The organism is Lysinibacillus sp. NPDC095746 (assembly GCF_044763535.1).
Taxonomy (GTDB): Bacteria; Bacillota; Bacilli; order Bacillales_A; family Planococcaceae; genus Lysinibacillus.
Genome location: NZ_JBIWGL010000007.1, coordinates 129,544 through 145,917 on the forward strand (window position 1 = coordinate 129,544; position 16,374 = coordinate 145,917).

13 protein-coding genes are annotated in these 16,374 nt (G+C 38.9%); all 13 read left to right on the forward strand.

Features of this window, described 5'->3' with window-relative positions:
• Nucleotides 1-60: 60 nt before the first annotated feature.
• Nucleotides 61-3,747 carry a DNA-directed RNA polymerase subunit beta' gene (gene rpoC / locus ACIQ7N_RS07480; RefSeq protein WP_402931233.1) on the forward strand — a complete coding sequence of 1,229 codons (3,687 nt, stop codon included), beginning with the start codon at nt 61-63 and terminating at the stop codon, nt 3,745-3,747.
• A gap of 140 nt (nt 3,748-3,887) precedes the next feature.
• The gene (locus ACIQ7N_RS07485) at nt 3,888-4,136 is read left to right on the forward strand and encodes a ribosomal L7Ae/L30e/S12e/Gadd45 family protein (RefSeq protein ID WP_132362679.1); all 249 of its coding nucleotides are present in this window, start codon (nt 3,888-3,890) and stop codon (nt 4,134-4,136) included.
• Nucleotides 4,137-4,234: 98 nt separating this feature from the next.
• Complete coding sequence (rpsL, locus tag ACIQ7N_RS07490) at nt 4,235-4,654, forward strand: 30S ribosomal protein S12 (RefSeq protein WP_010860613.1); 420 nt, start codon at nt 4,235-4,237, stop codon at nt 4,652-4,654.
• A 147-nt stretch (nt 4,655-4,801) separates the two neighbouring features.
• Complete coding sequence (gene rpsG / locus ACIQ7N_RS07495; RefSeq protein ID WP_132362681.1) at nt 4,802-5,272, forward strand: 30S ribosomal protein S7; 471 nt, start codon at nt 4,802-4,804, stop codon at nt 5,270-5,272.
• Between the two features lie 42 nt (nt 5,273-5,314).
• Nucleotides 5,315-7,393, forward strand: coding sequence for an elongation factor G (fusA, locus tag ACIQ7N_RS07500; protein WP_402931234.1), 2,079 nt, complete (start codon nt 5,315-5,317; stop codon nt 7,391-7,393).
• A gap of 139 nt (nt 7,394-7,532) precedes the next feature.
• Nucleotides 7,533-8,720: an elongation factor Tu gene (tuf, locus tag ACIQ7N_RS07505; RefSeq protein WP_132362685.1), complete on the forward strand. Its 1,188-nt coding sequence runs from the start codon at nt 7,533-7,535 to the stop codon at nt 8,718-8,720.
• 249 nt (nt 8,721-8,969) lie between these two features.
• Complete coding sequence (locus ACIQ7N_RS07510) at nt 8,970-9,659, forward strand: response regulator transcription factor (RefSeq protein WP_132362687.1); 690 nt, start codon at nt 8,970-8,972, stop codon at nt 9,657-9,659.
• A gap of 6 nt (nt 9,660-9,665) precedes the next feature.
• Nucleotides 9,666-10,682 carry a sensor histidine kinase gene (locus ACIQ7N_RS07515; RefSeq protein WP_402931235.1) on the forward strand — a complete coding sequence of 339 codons (1,017 nt, stop codon included), beginning with the start codon at nt 9,666-9,668 and terminating at the stop codon, nt 10,680-10,682.
• 96 nt (nt 10,683-10,778) lie between these two features.
• Nucleotides 10,779-11,540, forward strand: coding sequence for an ABC transporter ATP-binding protein (locus ACIQ7N_RS07520; protein WP_132362691.1), 762 nt, complete (start codon nt 10,779-10,781; stop codon nt 11,538-11,540).
• Nucleotides 11,530-13,518 carry an FtsX-like permease family protein gene (locus tag ACIQ7N_RS07525; RefSeq protein ID WP_402931236.1) on the forward strand — a complete coding sequence of 663 codons (1,989 nt, stop codon included), beginning with the start codon at nt 11,530-11,532 and terminating at the stop codon, nt 13,516-13,518. Before ACIQ7N_RS07520 ends, ACIQ7N_RS07525 begins: the two co-directional genes overlap by 11 nt.
• Nucleotides 13,519-13,684: 166 nt before the next feature.
• Nucleotides 13,685-15,001 (forward strand): Na+/H+ antiporter family protein, encoded by a 1,317-nt coding sequence (locus ACIQ7N_RS07530; protein WP_402931238.1) that lies wholly within the window; start codon nt 13,685-13,687, stop codon nt 14,999-15,001.
• A 369-nt stretch (nt 15,002-15,370) separates the two neighbouring features.
• Nucleotides 15,371-15,679 carry a 30S ribosomal protein S10 gene (gene rpsJ / locus ACIQ7N_RS07535; RefSeq protein WP_004233624.1) on the forward strand — a complete coding sequence of 103 codons (309 nt, stop codon included), beginning with the start codon at nt 15,371-15,373 and terminating at the stop codon, nt 15,677-15,679.
• A gap of 45 nt (nt 15,680-15,724) precedes the next feature.
• Entirely contained in the window at nt 15,725-16,354 is a 630-nt protein-coding gene (gene rplC, locus ACIQ7N_RS07540) for a 50S ribosomal protein L3 (RefSeq protein ID WP_132362697.1), read from the forward strand.
• The last annotated feature ends 20 nt before the right edge of the window (nt 16,355-16,374 follow it).

The window sequence follows — 16,374 nt, forward strand, 5'->3', positions numbered from 1 at the left end:
GATTATCGAGCTGCGTAAAAGAGTCTTTATAAAGACCTATACTAGAGGGAGGTAGGCTCCTTGATAGACGTTAATGAATTTGAATATATGAAAATTGGTTTAGCTTCTCCTGACAAGATCCGTTCTTGGTCATATGGTGAAGTTAAAAAACCTGAAACAATTAACTATCGTACTTTAAAACCAGAAAAAGATGGTTTATTCTGTGAGCGTATTTTCGGTCCAACTAAGGACTGGGAGTGTCATTGTGGTAAATACAAACGTGTACGTTATAAAGGCGTAGTTTGTGATCGTTGTGGGGTTGAAGTAACACGCGCCAAAGTTCGTCGTGAACGTATGGGCCACATCGAATTAGCAGCACCAGTATCTCATATCTGGTACTTCAAAGGTATTCCTAGCCGTATGGGTCTTATTTTAGATATGTCCCCACGTGCACTAGAAGAAGTAATTTACTTTGCTTCTTACGTTGTTATCGAACCAGGTGCTACAAACTTAGAAAGTAAACAACTACTTTCTGAAAAAGAGTACCGTGCATATCGCGAAAAATTCGGCAACACATTCGAAGCATCTATGGGTGCGGAAGCAATTAAAAAATTATTAGGCAAAATTGATCTTGAAGATGAAACTCATTCTTTAAAAGAAGAGTTGAAATCAGCACAAGGTCAACGTCGTACACGTGCAATTAAACGTCTTGAAGTTGTTGAATCATTCCGTAACTCAGGCAACTCCCCTGAATGGATGATTTTGGATGTATTACCAGTTATTCCGCCTGAGCTTCGTCCAATGGTGCAATTAGATGGTGGTCGTTTTGCAACTTCTGACTTAAATGATTTATATCGTCGTGTAATCAACCGTAATAACCGTTTAAAACGTTTACTAGACCTTGGTGCTCCAAGTATCATCGTACAAAACGAAAAACGTATGTTACAAGAAGCTGTTGATGCATTAATCGATAACGGTCGTCGTGGTCGTCCTGTAACAGGTCCTGGTAACCGTCCATTAAAATCACTTTCACATATGCTGAAAGGTAAACAAGGTCGTTTCCGTCAAAACTTACTTGGTAAACGTGTTGACTACTCTGGTCGTTCGGTTATCGTAGTAGGTCCAAACTTAAAAATGTATCAATGCGGTCTACCAAAAGAAATGGCAATTGAGCTATTTAAGCCTTTCGTAATGAAAGAGTTAGTAGAACGTGGTCTTGCTCATAATATTAAATCTGCTAAACGTAAAATCGAGCGTTTAAACAACGATGTATGGGACGTTTTAGAAGATGTCATTCGTGAGCATCCAGTATTATTAAACCGTGCACCTACGCTTCACCGTCTTGGTATTCAAGCGTTTGAACCAACACTAGTTGAGGGGCGTGCTATTCGTCTTCACCCATTAGTATGTACAGCTTATAACGCTGACTTCGATGGTGACCAAATGGCGGTTCACGTACCATTATCAGCAGAAGCACAAGCAGAAGCTCGTCTTCTAATGCTTGCTGCACAAAACATCCTGAACCCGAAAGACGGGAAACCAGTTGTAACACCATCTCAAGATATGGTATTAGGAAACTACTACTTAACGCTTGAGCGTGAAGCAGCTCGCGGCGAAGGAACAGCTTTCTATGGACCAAACGAAGTATTAATTGCATATGATACAGGTCATGTTCATTTGCATACTCGTATTGCGATTAAAGCAAGTTCGTTAAATAACCCAACATTTACTGAGGAACAGAATAATATGTTCTTATTAACGACTGTTGGTAAAGTAATCTTTAACGAAATCTTGCCTAAATCATTCCCATACATTAATGAGCCAACTGCATTCAACTTAGAACAAGAAACACCAGACAAATACTTTGTTAATTTAACAATTGATGAAGAAACGTTAAAAGAGCTTGAGGCAGATGCAGCTTATAATGGGCTTGATGAAAAAGGTAAAGTTGATGCACAACGCACAGCTGTACTGCGTAAACACTTTGCATCAGTACCAGTTGTAAACCCATTCCGCAAAAAATTCTTAGGTAATATCATTGCTGAAGTATTTAAACGTTTCCACATCACTGAAACATCTAAAATGCTTGACCGCATGAAGAACCTAGGATTCAAATATTCAACACGTGCTGGTATCACTGTAGGTGTATCTGACATCGTCGTATTACCAGACAAAGGTGAAATTTTAGCGGTAGCTCAAGAAAAAGTAGATAAAGTTCAAGCGCAATTCCGTCGTGGTTTCATCACGGAAGATGAGCGTTATGATCGCGTTATCTCGAGCTGGAGTGCTGCGAAAGATGAAATTCAATCGAAGCTGATGAAGTCGCTTGAGAAAACAAACCCAATCTTTATGATGTCTGACTCAGGTGCCCGTGGTAACGCATCTAACTTTACACAGTTAGCTGGTATGCGTGGTCTGATGGCCAACCCGGCTGGTCGTATCATCGAACTTCCAATTAAATCTTCATTCCGTGAAGGTTTAACGGTATTAGAGTACTTCATCTCAACTCACGGTGCTCGTAAAGGTCTTGCCGATACAGCCCTAAAAACGGCCGATTCAGGTTACTTAACACGTCGTCTTGTTGACGTAGCACAAGATGTTATCGTTCGTGAGGATGACTGTGGAACTGACCGCGGTTTAACAATCGGTGCGTTAATGGAAGGTACAGAGCTAATTGAAGCGTTAGATGAACGTATTATCGGTCGTCATACGAAGAAAACAATCATGCATCCAGAAACAGGCGAAGTTATCTTAGAAAAGGATGGCTTAATCGATCAAGATATCGCGCGTGCGGTTATCGAGGCTGGTATCGAGGAAGTAACGATCCGTTCAGCATTCACATGTAATACAAAACATGGTGTATGTAAAAAATGTTACGGCATGAACTTGGCAACAGGTGAAAAGGTTGAAGTTGGGGAAGCAGTTGGTATTATTGCGGCTCAATCAATCGGTGAACCAGGTACACAGTTAACAATGCGTACATTCCATACAGGTGGGGTTGCCGGTGACGATATTACACAAGGTCTTCCACGTATCCAAGAGATCTTCGAAGCACGTAATCCAAAAGGTCAATCTGTTATTACAGAAATCACTGGTACTGTTTCGGATGTCACTGAAATCCGTGAAGGTCTAAAAGAAATTACAATTCAAGGTGACGTAGAAACTCGTAAATATCAAGCACCTTATAATGCACGTCTAAAAGTTGTCGAAGGTGACACAGTAGAACGTGGTCAAGTTTTAACAGAGGGTTCTATCGATCCAAAACAATTATTAAAAGTAAAAGACGTTTCAACAGTTCAAGAATATTTACTAAAAGAAGTACAAAAAGTATACCGTATGCAAGGGGTAGAAATTGGAGACAAACATATCGAGGTAATGGTTCGCCAAATGCTGCGTAAAGTTCGTGTAATCGAAGCTGGTGACACTGAATTATTACCAGGTTCATTACTAGATATTCACCAATTCTCAGAGGCAAACGTAGATGCTGTTATGAATGGCAAAAACCCTGCGACTTGTCGACCTGTAATTCTAGGTATTACAAAAGCTTCTCTTGAAACAGAGTCATTCTTATCTGCTGCATCATTCCAAGAAACAACTCGTGTGTTAACGGATGCTGCTATTAAAGGTAAACGTGATGAGCTTCTAGGATTAAAAGAAAACGTAATTATCGGTAAGCTTGTTCCAGCAGGTACTGGTATGCAACGTTATCGTCAAATCCGTATCGAAAAAGATGAGCTTGACACAGAAGATCTAGTTTCTGCTGAATAATTTTTAAAATAAGTACCGAAGAGATGTGATTTTCATCATCTCTTCGGACTTTTTAAAGATATTAGTTGACAGTCGAAATTGGTAATGATAATATATTGAAGGTTGATAGTTAACTGTTCTGTACTTCGGAGGATATGAAAATGTCTTATGATAAAGTAAGGGCAAGTCAAACAATCATAGGTACAAAGCAAGCAGTAAAAGCAATGCAAGCTGGTTCAGTGAAAGAACTATTTGTGGCACTTGATGCAGACAATTGGGTAACCGATTCGGCCATATCTTTCGCGAGAGAAATCGGTATACCAGTTATTCTTGTTGAGTCCAAAAAGGAACTGGGCAAGGCCTGTGGAATCCATGTTGGAGCTGCGGTAGTTGCGATTACTGTAGAGTAGTTTTTGTGTATTAAACACAAAGACTTTGTTTTTACCCAAAAAATGAACCACCTGGATGTGTGGTATTAACAAGGAATAAATGAAGGGAGGAAAAATCGATGCCTACAATTAACCAATTAGTACGTAAGCCTCGTCAATCTAAAATCACGAAATCAAAATCACCAGCGTTAAACAAAGGATATAACTCATTTAAAAAATCTTTAACTGACGTTAAATCTCCACAAAAACGCGGAGTTTGTACTCGTGTGGGTACAATGACACCTCGTAAACCAAACTCAGCGTTACGTAAATACGCTCGTGTGCGTTTAACTAACCAAATCGAGGTTACAGCTTATATCCCAGGTGAAGGCCACAACTTACAAGAGCACAGTGTTGTTCTTATCCGTGGCGGACGCGTAAAAGACTTAGCGGGTGTTCGTTACCATATCGTACGTGGAGCTCTTGATACAGCTGGTGTAAACGGTCGTTTACAATCACGTTCTAAATACGGAACAAAACGCCCTAAAGAAAAAAAATAATTTAACATTATTAAGCGTTGCTTAATAATTAGCATAAGTAGTTGTCGCGAATTTCTAATCTTGCTAGCAGATTGGAATTTTTGCGGCAAATATGGCAAGACAATTCTTATAAAATAAATCGATAACTATTCGAAAGGAGGAAAACACATGCCTCGTAAAGGTCCTGTTTCCAAACGTGACGTGTTACCAGATCCAATTTATAGTTCAAAACTAGTAACTCGTTTAATTAATAAAATGATGGTTGATGGTAAAAGAGGTACTTCTCAAAAGATTTTATACGGTGCGTTCGATCTAGTTAAAGAACGTTCTGGTCAAAATCCAATTGAAGTATTCGAAGCTGCTCTAAATAACGTAATGCCAGTTCTTGAAGTACGTGCTCGCCGTGTTGGTGGTTCTAACTACCAAGTGCCAGTAGAAGTACGTCCAGAACGCCGTACAACTTTAGGTCTTCGTTACCTAGTTAACTACGCTCGTCTTCGTGGTGAAAAAACGATGGAAGAACGTTTAGCTAACGAAATCCTTGATGCTTCTAACAACACAGGTGCATCAGTTAAAAAACGTGAAGATATGCACAAAATGGCAGAAGCGAACAAAGCATTCGCTCACTACCGTTGGTAATCTAAACATCGCATAAGCCCAATATGGAAGGAGAAATACCTTATGAAACGCGAATTCTCTCTAGAGAATACTCGTAATATTGGGATCATGGCTCACATTGATGCTGGTAAAACAACAACTACTGAGCGTATCCTTTATTACACAGGTAAGATTCACAAAATCGGTGAAACTCACGAAGGCGCTTCTCAAATGGACTGGATGGAACAAGAGCAAGAACGTGGTATCACAATCACTTCTGCTGCGACAACAGCTCAATGGAACGGCCACCGTGTAAACATCATCGATACTCCTGGACACGTAGACTTCACTGTAGAAGTTGAACGTTCACTACGCGTACTTGATGGTGCTGTAACAGTTCTTGATGCTCAATCTGGTGTTGAACCTCAAACTGAAACAGTATGGCGTCAAGCTACAACTTACGGCGTTCCACGTATCGTGTTCATTAACAAAATGGATAAAACAGGTGCAGACTTCCTATATTCTGTAGGAACTCTACACGAACGTTTACAAGCAAACGCTCACCCTATCCAATTACCTATCGGAGCTGAAGATCAGTTCTCAGCAATCATTGACTTAGTTGAAATGAAAGCTACTTTCTACGGCGACGAAAAAGGTACAGCAGTGACTCATGGTGAAATTCCTGAAGAGCACCGCGCACAAGCTGAAGAATACCGTGAAAAATTAATCGATGCTGTTGCAAGTGTTGATGAAGAAATCATGGAAAAATATTTAGAAGGCGAAGAAATTTCTGTTGCTGAACTTAAAGCGGCTATCCGTCGTGCTACGATCGCAGTAGAATTTTACCCAGTAATCTGTGGTACAGCATTCAAACACAAAGGCGTACGCCCAATGTTAGATGCAGTTATCGATTACTTACCATCTCCATTAGATGTACCAGCAATCAAAGGTACTGATGTTGATGGTGACGAAGAATTAGAACGTCATTCTTCTGATGAAGAGCCATTCTCAGCTCTTGCATTCAAAGTTATGACTGACCCATTCGTAGGTAAATTAACTTTCTTCCGTGTGTACTCTGGAACTTTAGAATCAGGTTCATACGTACAAAACTCTTCTAAAGGTAAACGTGAGCGTGTAGGTCGTATCCTACAAATGCACGCAAACTCTCGTGAAGAGATTTCTAAAGTATTTGCTGGGGACATCGCAGCAGCAGTAGGTCTTAAAGATACTACTACTGGTGATACTCTATGTGACGAGAAAAACCTAGTTATTCTTGAATCAATGGAATTCCCTGAGCCAGTAATTTCTCTTTCTGTAGAACCAAAATCAAAAGCTGACCAAGATAAAATGGGTCAAGCTTTACAAAAACTTCAAGAAGAGGATCCAACTTTCCGTGCTCATACTGACACAGAAACTGGTCAAACAATCATCTCAGGTATGGGTGAGCTTCACCTTGATATCTTAGTTGACCGTATGCGCCGTGAATTTAAAGTAGAAGCTAACGTAGGTGCTCCAATGGTATCTTACCGTGAAACATTCCGTAGCTCTGCAAAAGTTCAAGGTAAATTCACTCGCCAATCTGGTGGTCGTGGACAATATGGTGACGTAACGATTGAGTTCTCTCCAAACGAAGAAGGTAAAGGCTTTGAATTCGAAAACGCTATCGTTGGTGGTGTAGTACCTCGTGAATACATTCCTGCTGTAGAAGCTGGTCTTCGTGACTCTCTTGAACGCGGTGTAGTAGCTGGTTACCCACTAATCGACATTAAAGCGAAATTAGTATTCGGTTCTTACCATGACGTTGACTCGAATGAGATGGCGTTCAAAATCGCTGCATCTATGGCTCTTAAAGAAGCTGCTAAACAATGTGACGCAGTTATCTTAGAACCAATGATGAAAGTAGAAGTTGTCATTCCAGAAGAATACCTAGGTGATATCATGGGTAACATTACTTCTCGTCGCGGACGCGTTGAGGGTATGGAAGCTCGCGGTAACTCTCAAGTTGTTCGTGCAATGGTTCCACTATCGGAAATGTTTGGTTATGCAACAACTCTTCGTTCAGCAACACAAGGTCGTGGTGTATTCTCAATGACATTTGATCATTATGAAGAAGTACCAAAATCAATCGCTGCTGATATCGTCAAAAAAAATAAAGGTGAATAATTGAATTTTCATCTTGCATAAAGTATAACTAATTTGTAAGCTATGATTGTGGGATGGTGGATGGGCCCGTTCGCCATCAGCAATCATTCTATAAATTTTTAAAAAATATAAACATATAATTTTGAGGAGGCAATCTCTAATGGCTAAAGAAAAATTCGACCGTTCAAAAACGCATGCTAACATTGGTACAATCGGACACGTTGACCATGGTAAAACTACTTTAACTGCTGCTATCGCAACAGTTCTTTCTAAAAAAATGGGTGGGGAAGCTAAATCATACGCTGATATCGATAACGCTCCAGAAGAAAAAGAACGTGGTATCACAATCAATACTTCTCACGTAGAGTATGAAACTACAACTCGTCACTATGCACACGTTGACTGCCCAGGACACGCTGACTATGTTAAAAACATGATCACTGGTGCTGCTCAAATGGACGGCGGTATCTTAGTAGTATCTGCTGCTGACGGCCCAATGCCACAAACTCGTGAACACATCCTTTTATCTCGTCAAGTAGGTGTTCCATACTTAGTAGTATTCATGAACAAATGTGATATGGTAGACGACGAAGAATTATTAGAATTAGTAGAAATGGAAATCCGTGACCTACTTTCTGAATATGACTTCCCAGGTGATGATCTTCCTGTAATCAAAGGTTCTGCTCTTAAAGCTCTTGAAGGTGAAGCAGAATGGGAAGAAAAAATCGTTGAATTAATGGACGCTGTAGATGCTTACATCCCAACTCCAGAACGTCAAACTGACAAACCATTCATGATGCCAGTAGAGGACGTATTCTCTATCACTGGTCGTGGTACAGTTGCAACTGGCCGTGTTGAACGTGGTCAAGTTAAAGTTGGTGACGTTGTTGAAATCATCGGTATCACTGAAGAAGCTAAATCTACAACTGTAACTGGTGTAGAAATGTTCCGTAAATTATTAGACTACGCTGAAGCTGGTGACAACATCGGTGCTTTACTTCGTGGTGTAGCTCGTGAAGAAATCCAACGTGGTCAAGTATTAGCTAAACCAGGCTCAATCACTCCACACACTAACTTCAAAGCTGAAGTTTATGTTTTATCAAAAGAAGAGGGTGGCCGTCATACTCCATTCTTCTCTAACTACCGTCCTCAGTTCTACTTCCGTACAACTGACGTAACAGGTATCTGTAACTTACCAGAAGGCGTTGAAATGGTAATGCCTGGCGATAACATCGAAATGACAGTAGAACTTATCGCTCCAATCGCTCTTGAAGAAGGTACTAAATTCTCTATCCGTGAGGGTGGCCGTACTGTAGGCGCTGGTGTAGTTGCTTCTATCCAAAAATAATTTTAGCGCAAGCTAATTTTTCAAACCAATCTGTAGGGACGCTTACAGATTGGTTTTTTATGTTAAAATAAGGTAAGACGTTGAATTAGATTATTTTATGTATACATAATTGGTGAAATACCGTAAAAGTAGGGTTTTTCTCGAAGTAGCTGGACATGAAAGGGCATTAAACTTTCCTTTCCAAGTCCGACCGCTATTATACCGAGGCAATTGATTACATATAACGTTTCATGGAAGGAGAATTTGCATATGGAAATGAAAATATTGCTTATTGAAGACGATCCATCAATTTTCGAAATGATTCAGACACGCTTTGCACAGTGGTCGCTTCAGGTTGTGGGTCCAAAAGATTTTCAAAAGGTAATGGATGATTTTATTGAACAAAAGCCACAGCTTGTATTGATTGACATTCAGCTTCCAGCCTATGATGGTTTTCATTGGTGTCGCGAAATACGTCATATCTCAAAGGTGCCAATTCTCTTTCTATCTTCACGAGACCACCCAATGGATATGGTCATGGCAATGCAAATGGGTGCTGATGACTTTGTACAAAAGCCTTTCCATATGGAAGTATTACTGGCAAAGGTACAAGCCATTTTACGTCGTACATATGATTATATAGAAGAATCTATGGATGTCACACGGTTTAATGGTGCAATCATTGACTATGCACGCAGTGAAATAATGTATGAGGGTAACCTTGCCTCGCTAACTAAAAATGAGCTCTTTATTTTACGTATTTTAGTGGAGAAGGCCGATCAAATAGTTTCAAGAGATGATTTAATGAGAAAGTTATGGGATGATGAGCGTTTTGTTAATGATAATACATTGTCGGTAAATGTTAATCGGTTACGTAGTAAACTTGAGGATATAGGTTTACAAGAAGCAATTTTAACTAAAAAGGGACTTGGTTATATGGCTGTAACACAAGGGAAGTGAGTGACAATGCTAATTTTATTTTTAAGAGAACGCCTCGCTTGGATAGGCTTTTTTGCTTTTATCATCGTTATGATCAATGTTTTATTTTCTTTAGACGCTGGTTTAGAGGGAATATCTATTTGGTATATGAATACTAGTGTGCTTATTAGTTTTATGATCTTTCTTTTTTGGCGATATAAACTAGAAGTAAGACAGTTAAAGGATTTCCTGGGAAATGTGGAAAGTCAACTCGATGCTGTGCATAGCAAAAGTATGATGTTATCACCTTTTCAAGTAGCATACTTAACGAAAATTGAAGATGTATTTTATGACAAGAATACAGAGTTAAATCAAGCGAAGGTACAGCTTCAAGAATATTCCGATGAACTGCTAGCGTGGGTTCATGAGGTTAAGGCGCCTTTAACTTCAATTAATTTAATGCTGGATCACGTAGAAGATTTGACACTACGTCGTAAATTAGAGACGGAGTGGTTAAGACTACATTTATTAGTCGATCAGCAGCTACACCAAACACGTTTAGCTTCTATTGAAAAAGATAATTATATGACAGAGATCGAGCTAAGAACTGTGGTCTATAAGGAAATAAGAGCTATGCAGGCATGGTGTATTGAAAAAGGTATTGGTTTCGATGTTGAAGCGTTAACAGTGACAGTGATGACAGATGGAAAATGGCTAGGCTTTATAATCCGACAAATTCTGTCCAATGCGATTAAATATAGTCCTGCAAATTCAGAGGTACTAATTTTTACGGAAATAGATGCTACTGGAGCGACATTACTACATATAAAAGATGCGGGTATTGGCATTCGTAAGGAGGATTTACCTCGAATCTTTCATAAGTCGTATACTGGGACAGCCGGTAGAGAGTCTGCCCAATCAACAGGTATGGGTCTATACTTAGCGCATAACGTGGCACAGAAAATCGGCGTTCGTATAACTGTCCAATCCAGTGTAGGTGAAGGGTCGATATTTACATTACGTTTTCCATTACAAAATGAATATGTCAAACTAACAGGTAGATGACGAAATTGTCACCTACCTTTTTATATTGTCATGTAAAACACACGAATTGGCGACGTAGACAGGGTACACTTGAACTATAGAAAGGGGCGTTTACAAGTGGCAGTTTTAATTGGTCGTAAAGTAAAAAAAGTATATGGCAAAAAATCAACAGCCCAAGAGGTATTAAAGGGTATTGATTTAGAAGTTAATAAAGGTGAATTTGTTGGTATTATGGGACCTTCAGGCTCTGGGAAGACAACACTTTTAAATGTTTTGTGTTCGATTGACTTTGCTACAGAAGGTGTTATTGAAATAAATGGTCAAAACTTACGTGGTATGAAGGAGAAGGCATTAGCTAATTTCCGTCGTGAGCAATTGGGGTTCATATTCCAAGATTATAATTTATTAGATACACTAACGGTAAAAGAAAATATTTTACTACCATTAGCTATTGGTCGGCTACCAAAGGCTGTGGCAGAGAGTCGCTTAAAAGAGCTTACTCATTTATTAGGTATTACGGAAATTTTAAATAAATATCCGAATGAAATATCGGGTGGTCAAAAGCAACGTACATCAGCAGCGCGTGCACTAATTACGAATCCGTCGCTTGTATTCGCGGATGAACCTACAGGCGCACTTGACTCAAAATCAGCTACTGCACTTTTAAAAAATCTACAAAGTATTAATGAGTCAAAAAAAGCAACGATAATGATGGTTACGCACGATGCAGTAGCAGCGAGTTTTTGTACACGTGTTTTATTTTTAAAGGACGGACTCATTTATAGTGAGCTATATAAAGGAGATAAAACGAGACAGGCATTTTTCCAAGAAATCATGCATACGCAAAGTGTGCTAGGCGGTGACGGCTATGAGTCTTAGTAAACTCGTATTGCGCAGTATGAAGAAAAATATGAAGCATTATTATTTATATTTTTTCGCACTTATTTTTAGTGTTACTTTATATTTTTCTTTTGTGACATTGCAAAATAATGCTGAGGTGCTGGCTACAGTAGAGGAGAGCGGTACAGCCACAGCGGGTTTTGCTGCGGCAACCTATATGCTGTACTTTATTGTTTTGTTTTTCGTACTTTATGCAAATCATCTATTTATGAAGCGTCGCAGTAAGGAAATAGGCTTGTATCAGCTAATAGGAATGACAAAGGGGCTTATCGTTCGCTTGTTAGCGGTAGAAAGTATCCTATTATTTGTCGGTGCGGTCGTTATAGGTATGCTTGTAGGGTTCTTTAGTTCGCGTTTATTTGCAATGATTTTACTGCGCGTACTAGAAAAAGAGACGCTTGTGACGATGACATTTAGTACAGAGGCTTTACAGAAGTCTATCGTAGTATTTGCCATTCTACTAGTCATTGTACTCGTGCAAATGGCTTGGATGATATATCGCGTATCATTACTATCATTATTCAGTGCTTCTAAGCAAGCTGATGAGCGCGTGAAACGTTTTAGCCCATTACAAATGGTTATTGGCTTTTTAGGACTTGTATTTATTGTATATGGCTACTATGCATCAACTAAGCTTTTCGATATTAACTCTCAGGGTAATTTAACGCTTAATATGATTATTATTTTAGCAACTACCATTGGCGGTACGTTCCTTGTTTTCCGTTTTTCTGTAGCATTTATTATGAATTCAATTCGTCTTAAGAAAAATGGACATTTGACTGTGCGTGATGTTTTAGCACTAACACCGATAATGCATCGCATGAAAGGTAATGCGAAATCATTAACGCTTATAACGGTTTTAACGGGTGTTTCACTTGGGGTTACAACATTAGCATATATAGCTTATTATTCAACAGGCTCGTCGTCATATAGCCAAGTGCCTGCAGATTATATTTTACTTGAAGATCACGGTCAGGAGTTCTTAAAGGAACTTGAAGAAAATAATATAGCTTTTGATAAAATAGAGTACCGAACACAGAGTGTTTTAGCTTCATTTTCACAATTATTATCTGAAAGTCAGCAAAATGCAGATAATCCCCTTTATGGTGCAGAAGGAAGCATTACTACAATTCCACTTTCTGATTATCAACAAATAGTTCCCGAAGCTTCCATTTCGGATTACGACGTTATTTTAACAAACTATGGTGGCTATATGGCAGAAATGTTTCCGCTTGAAAAGGATCGTGATGTAGATGTCACTATAGGAGGACCAGAGGAAACTAAGAAAGAGACGCTTCATGTTAAAGAGGTTCGGCATGAAAGTATTATAAGTGGTGCTATAACTGGTGGGCCTGGAGGACCGGTTTTCGTAGTTCCAGACGCATTGTTTGAAGAATTAGCTACTTACAATGTATCTGATTTGGTGTATAAACAAACCTCTATTAACTTAAAGAATAAAAGTGACTTAGCTCTAGCGGAGAATTTATATGATGAGAGTACGCATGTGAAAGAAAATGGGGCTGTTGTTTATAATCCATCCTATATACAGTCCTATGAAAAACAACGTAAGGGGAATATCGAAACATTAGGAATAACGATATTTACAGCAGCATTTTTAGGCTTAGCATTTTTAATGACAACAGGTAGTATTTTATACTTTAAGCAAATGTCTGAGGCTGAAGAGGAGCGAGGCTCTTATACGATATTAAGAAAGATTGGCTTCGCCGAAAAAGATATTATGAAAGGTATATATATGAAACAAGCCTTTAATTTTGGTGTTCCATTAATAATAGGGCTGCTCCATAGTTACTTTGCTGTAAAGTCAGGATGGTTTTTATTCGGCTCAGAGTTAACTGCACCATTATGGATTGCTATGAGCTGCTATATAGCGTTATACGCTATTTTCGCTATACTGTCCGTTGGCTATTATAAAAAAGTCATTCGTGAATCACTATAATAGGAAGAAATCTAAAACAGTATGATTATTTAAGATCATACTGTTTTTTTGTGTCGTCAAAATTTAGAAGATTATTATAGGACTATAAAAATATCTTGACTTTCAATTGTTAGACAGTTAAAGTTTAACGTATTAGTAATCTAGTGTACGAAAGTGAAGTGTTGAAATGAACGCAGTAATTGTGGCAGTAGCTGTCATGTTAATATTAAGCTTGCTCCGTATCAATGTTGTTCTTTCTCTTGTGTTGGGGGCCTTTGCGGGTGGTCTAACAAGCGGCATGGGTATAGAAGCAACCGTAAAATCATTTACAGAAGGGTTAGGGGCAGGCGCAACGATTGCTTTAAGCTATGGGTTGCTTGGTGGTTTTGCTATCGCCATTTCCAAAACAGGAATTCCTGAATTAATGATTGCATGGATTTTAAAGATATTAAATAAAAACGGTACAAGTAATCGAAAAGGTTTAGTAAAGGTTTTAATCTTCTTATTAATCTTTATGATGTCTATTTTCTCTCAAAATTTAATTCCAATTCATATAGCTTTTATCCCATTATTGATACCGCCACTTTTAAAAGTTTTAAATATGCTAGAAGTTGATCGACGAATTATCGCAACATTAATTGCTGTTGGTTTAATAGGGACATATAGTTTCGTTCCTGCTGGCTTCGGAGCGATATTCCAAGACATTGTCTCAATGCAAGTATCTAAGGCTGGTATGGAAGTATCTTCACGTGATGTACCAGCAGCGATGGCTATACCCGTTCTAGGAATGCTAATTGGGTTATGTGTAGCCTTTTTCGTTTACCGAAAGCCTCGACAATATCAAAATAATGATGTAGAGACAGAGTCTTTAAATGTAAATGTTAGTAAGTTTGTTATTATCTCAACGACTGTGGCTTTAATTATTTCTCTATGCGCACAAATTTATACTGATTCGATGATTGTAGGTGCTTTTGCAGGCATTATGATTATGTATTTCACTGGTGCACTTAAATGGAAAGAAGCAGATGAGATTCTTTCTGAAGGAATGAAGATGATGGCCTTTATTGGTTTCGTTATGATCGCAGCAAATGGCTTTGCATCTGTTATTAACGCCACAGGTCATATAGATAGCTTAATTAATGGTTCGATAAACATTCTTCAAAGGAATACGAGTCTAGCTATATTGATTATGTTAGTCATTGGTTTAATTGTGACGATGGGAATTGGATCTTCCTTTGCGACAGTACCAATTATCGCGACCTTATTTGTTCCTCTTGCGCAAGGGCTGGGATTGAGTCCTTTGGCGATAATTTGTCTAATAGGTACAGCAGGTGCTTTAGGCGATGCGGGCTCTCCTGCTTCAGATTCTACTCTTGGACCTACTGCTGGTTTAAATGTAGATGGACAGCATGATCACATTTGGGATACATGTGTGCCAACGTTTATTTTTATTAACATCCCACTTATTATATTTGGCTGGATTGCATGTGTGTTCTTCTTATAAAGTAATAGTAAGAGCGGTTTCTAAATATTAGAGACTGCTTTTTATATATATTGGCATTACTTAATTGTTAGAAATGTGCGAAAACGTTGGTGTAATAGCCTTATGTGTTGCAAAGTACAGTGAAATTTTATATACTAGTAAACGGCTTAGATAAGCGAGAAATATTAGTAGTAAGAATATCTGCAACATTTAAAAGAATTTAGCGAAAGGCCTTGCTTATTCTTTTTTTATTGTGTATAATGTTGAATGTTGGTCTTTGACTGCGATGAAACGAGAGGTTGCCGACACACCCGGCCGCTTTGCCATGGCGGTGTGTGGGAAAATTTTCGTGGAGAATGTCTAGAAAATAGGCGAGAAGGAGGGAAAATAATGGCAAAACAAAAGATTCGTATTCGTTTAAAAGCGTATGATCACCGTATTTTAGATCAGTCTGCTGAGAAAATTGTGGAAACTGCAAAACGTTCAGGTGCAAGTGTATCAGGTCCGATTCCACTTCCAACTGAGAAGTCTGTGTACACAATTCTTCGTGCGGTTCACAAGTACAAAGATTCTCGTGAACAATTCGAAATGCGTACGCATAAACGTCTGATCGATATCGTTAACCCAACACCACAAACTGTTGATGCGTTAATGAAACTTGATTTACCATCTGGCGTTGATATCGAAATCAAACTTTAATGGTAAAAAATATAACTTTTTTAAAACTTACAGGAGGTGTGACAAATGGCTAAAGGAATCTTAGGTAGAAAAATTGGTATGACACAAGTTTTCGCTGAAAACGGCGATTTAATCCCGGTAACAGTTATCGAAGCTGCTCCAAACGTAGTTCTTCAAAAGAAAACTGTTGAAACAGACGGCTACGAAGCAATCCAAGTTGGTTTTGAAGATAAGCGTGTTAAGCTTTCTAACAAACCAGAACAAGGTCACGTAGCAAAAGCGAACACTGCTCCTAAGCGCTTCATCCGTGAATTCCGCAACGTAAACGTTGAAGAATACGAAGTTGGTCAAGAAGTCAAAGTAGAAATTTTCGCAGAAGGCGATGTAATTGATGTAACAGGTGTTACTAAAGGTAAAGGTTTCCAAGGTGTAATTAAACGCCATGGTCAATCTCGTGGTCCTATGGCCCACGGTTCTCGTTACCACCGTCGTCCTGGTTCAATGGGTCCAGTTGCTCCGAACCGCGTATTCAAACAAAAGAAATTACCTGGTCAAATGGGTGGCACTGTAGTTACAATCCAAAACTTAGAAATCGTGAAAGTTGATGCGGAACGTAACTTACTACTTGTTAAAGGTAATGTTCCTGGTTCTAAAAAAGCTCTAGTTACAGTTAAGACTGCAATTAAAGCTAAGTAATCACCTAAGGAAAGGAGGAA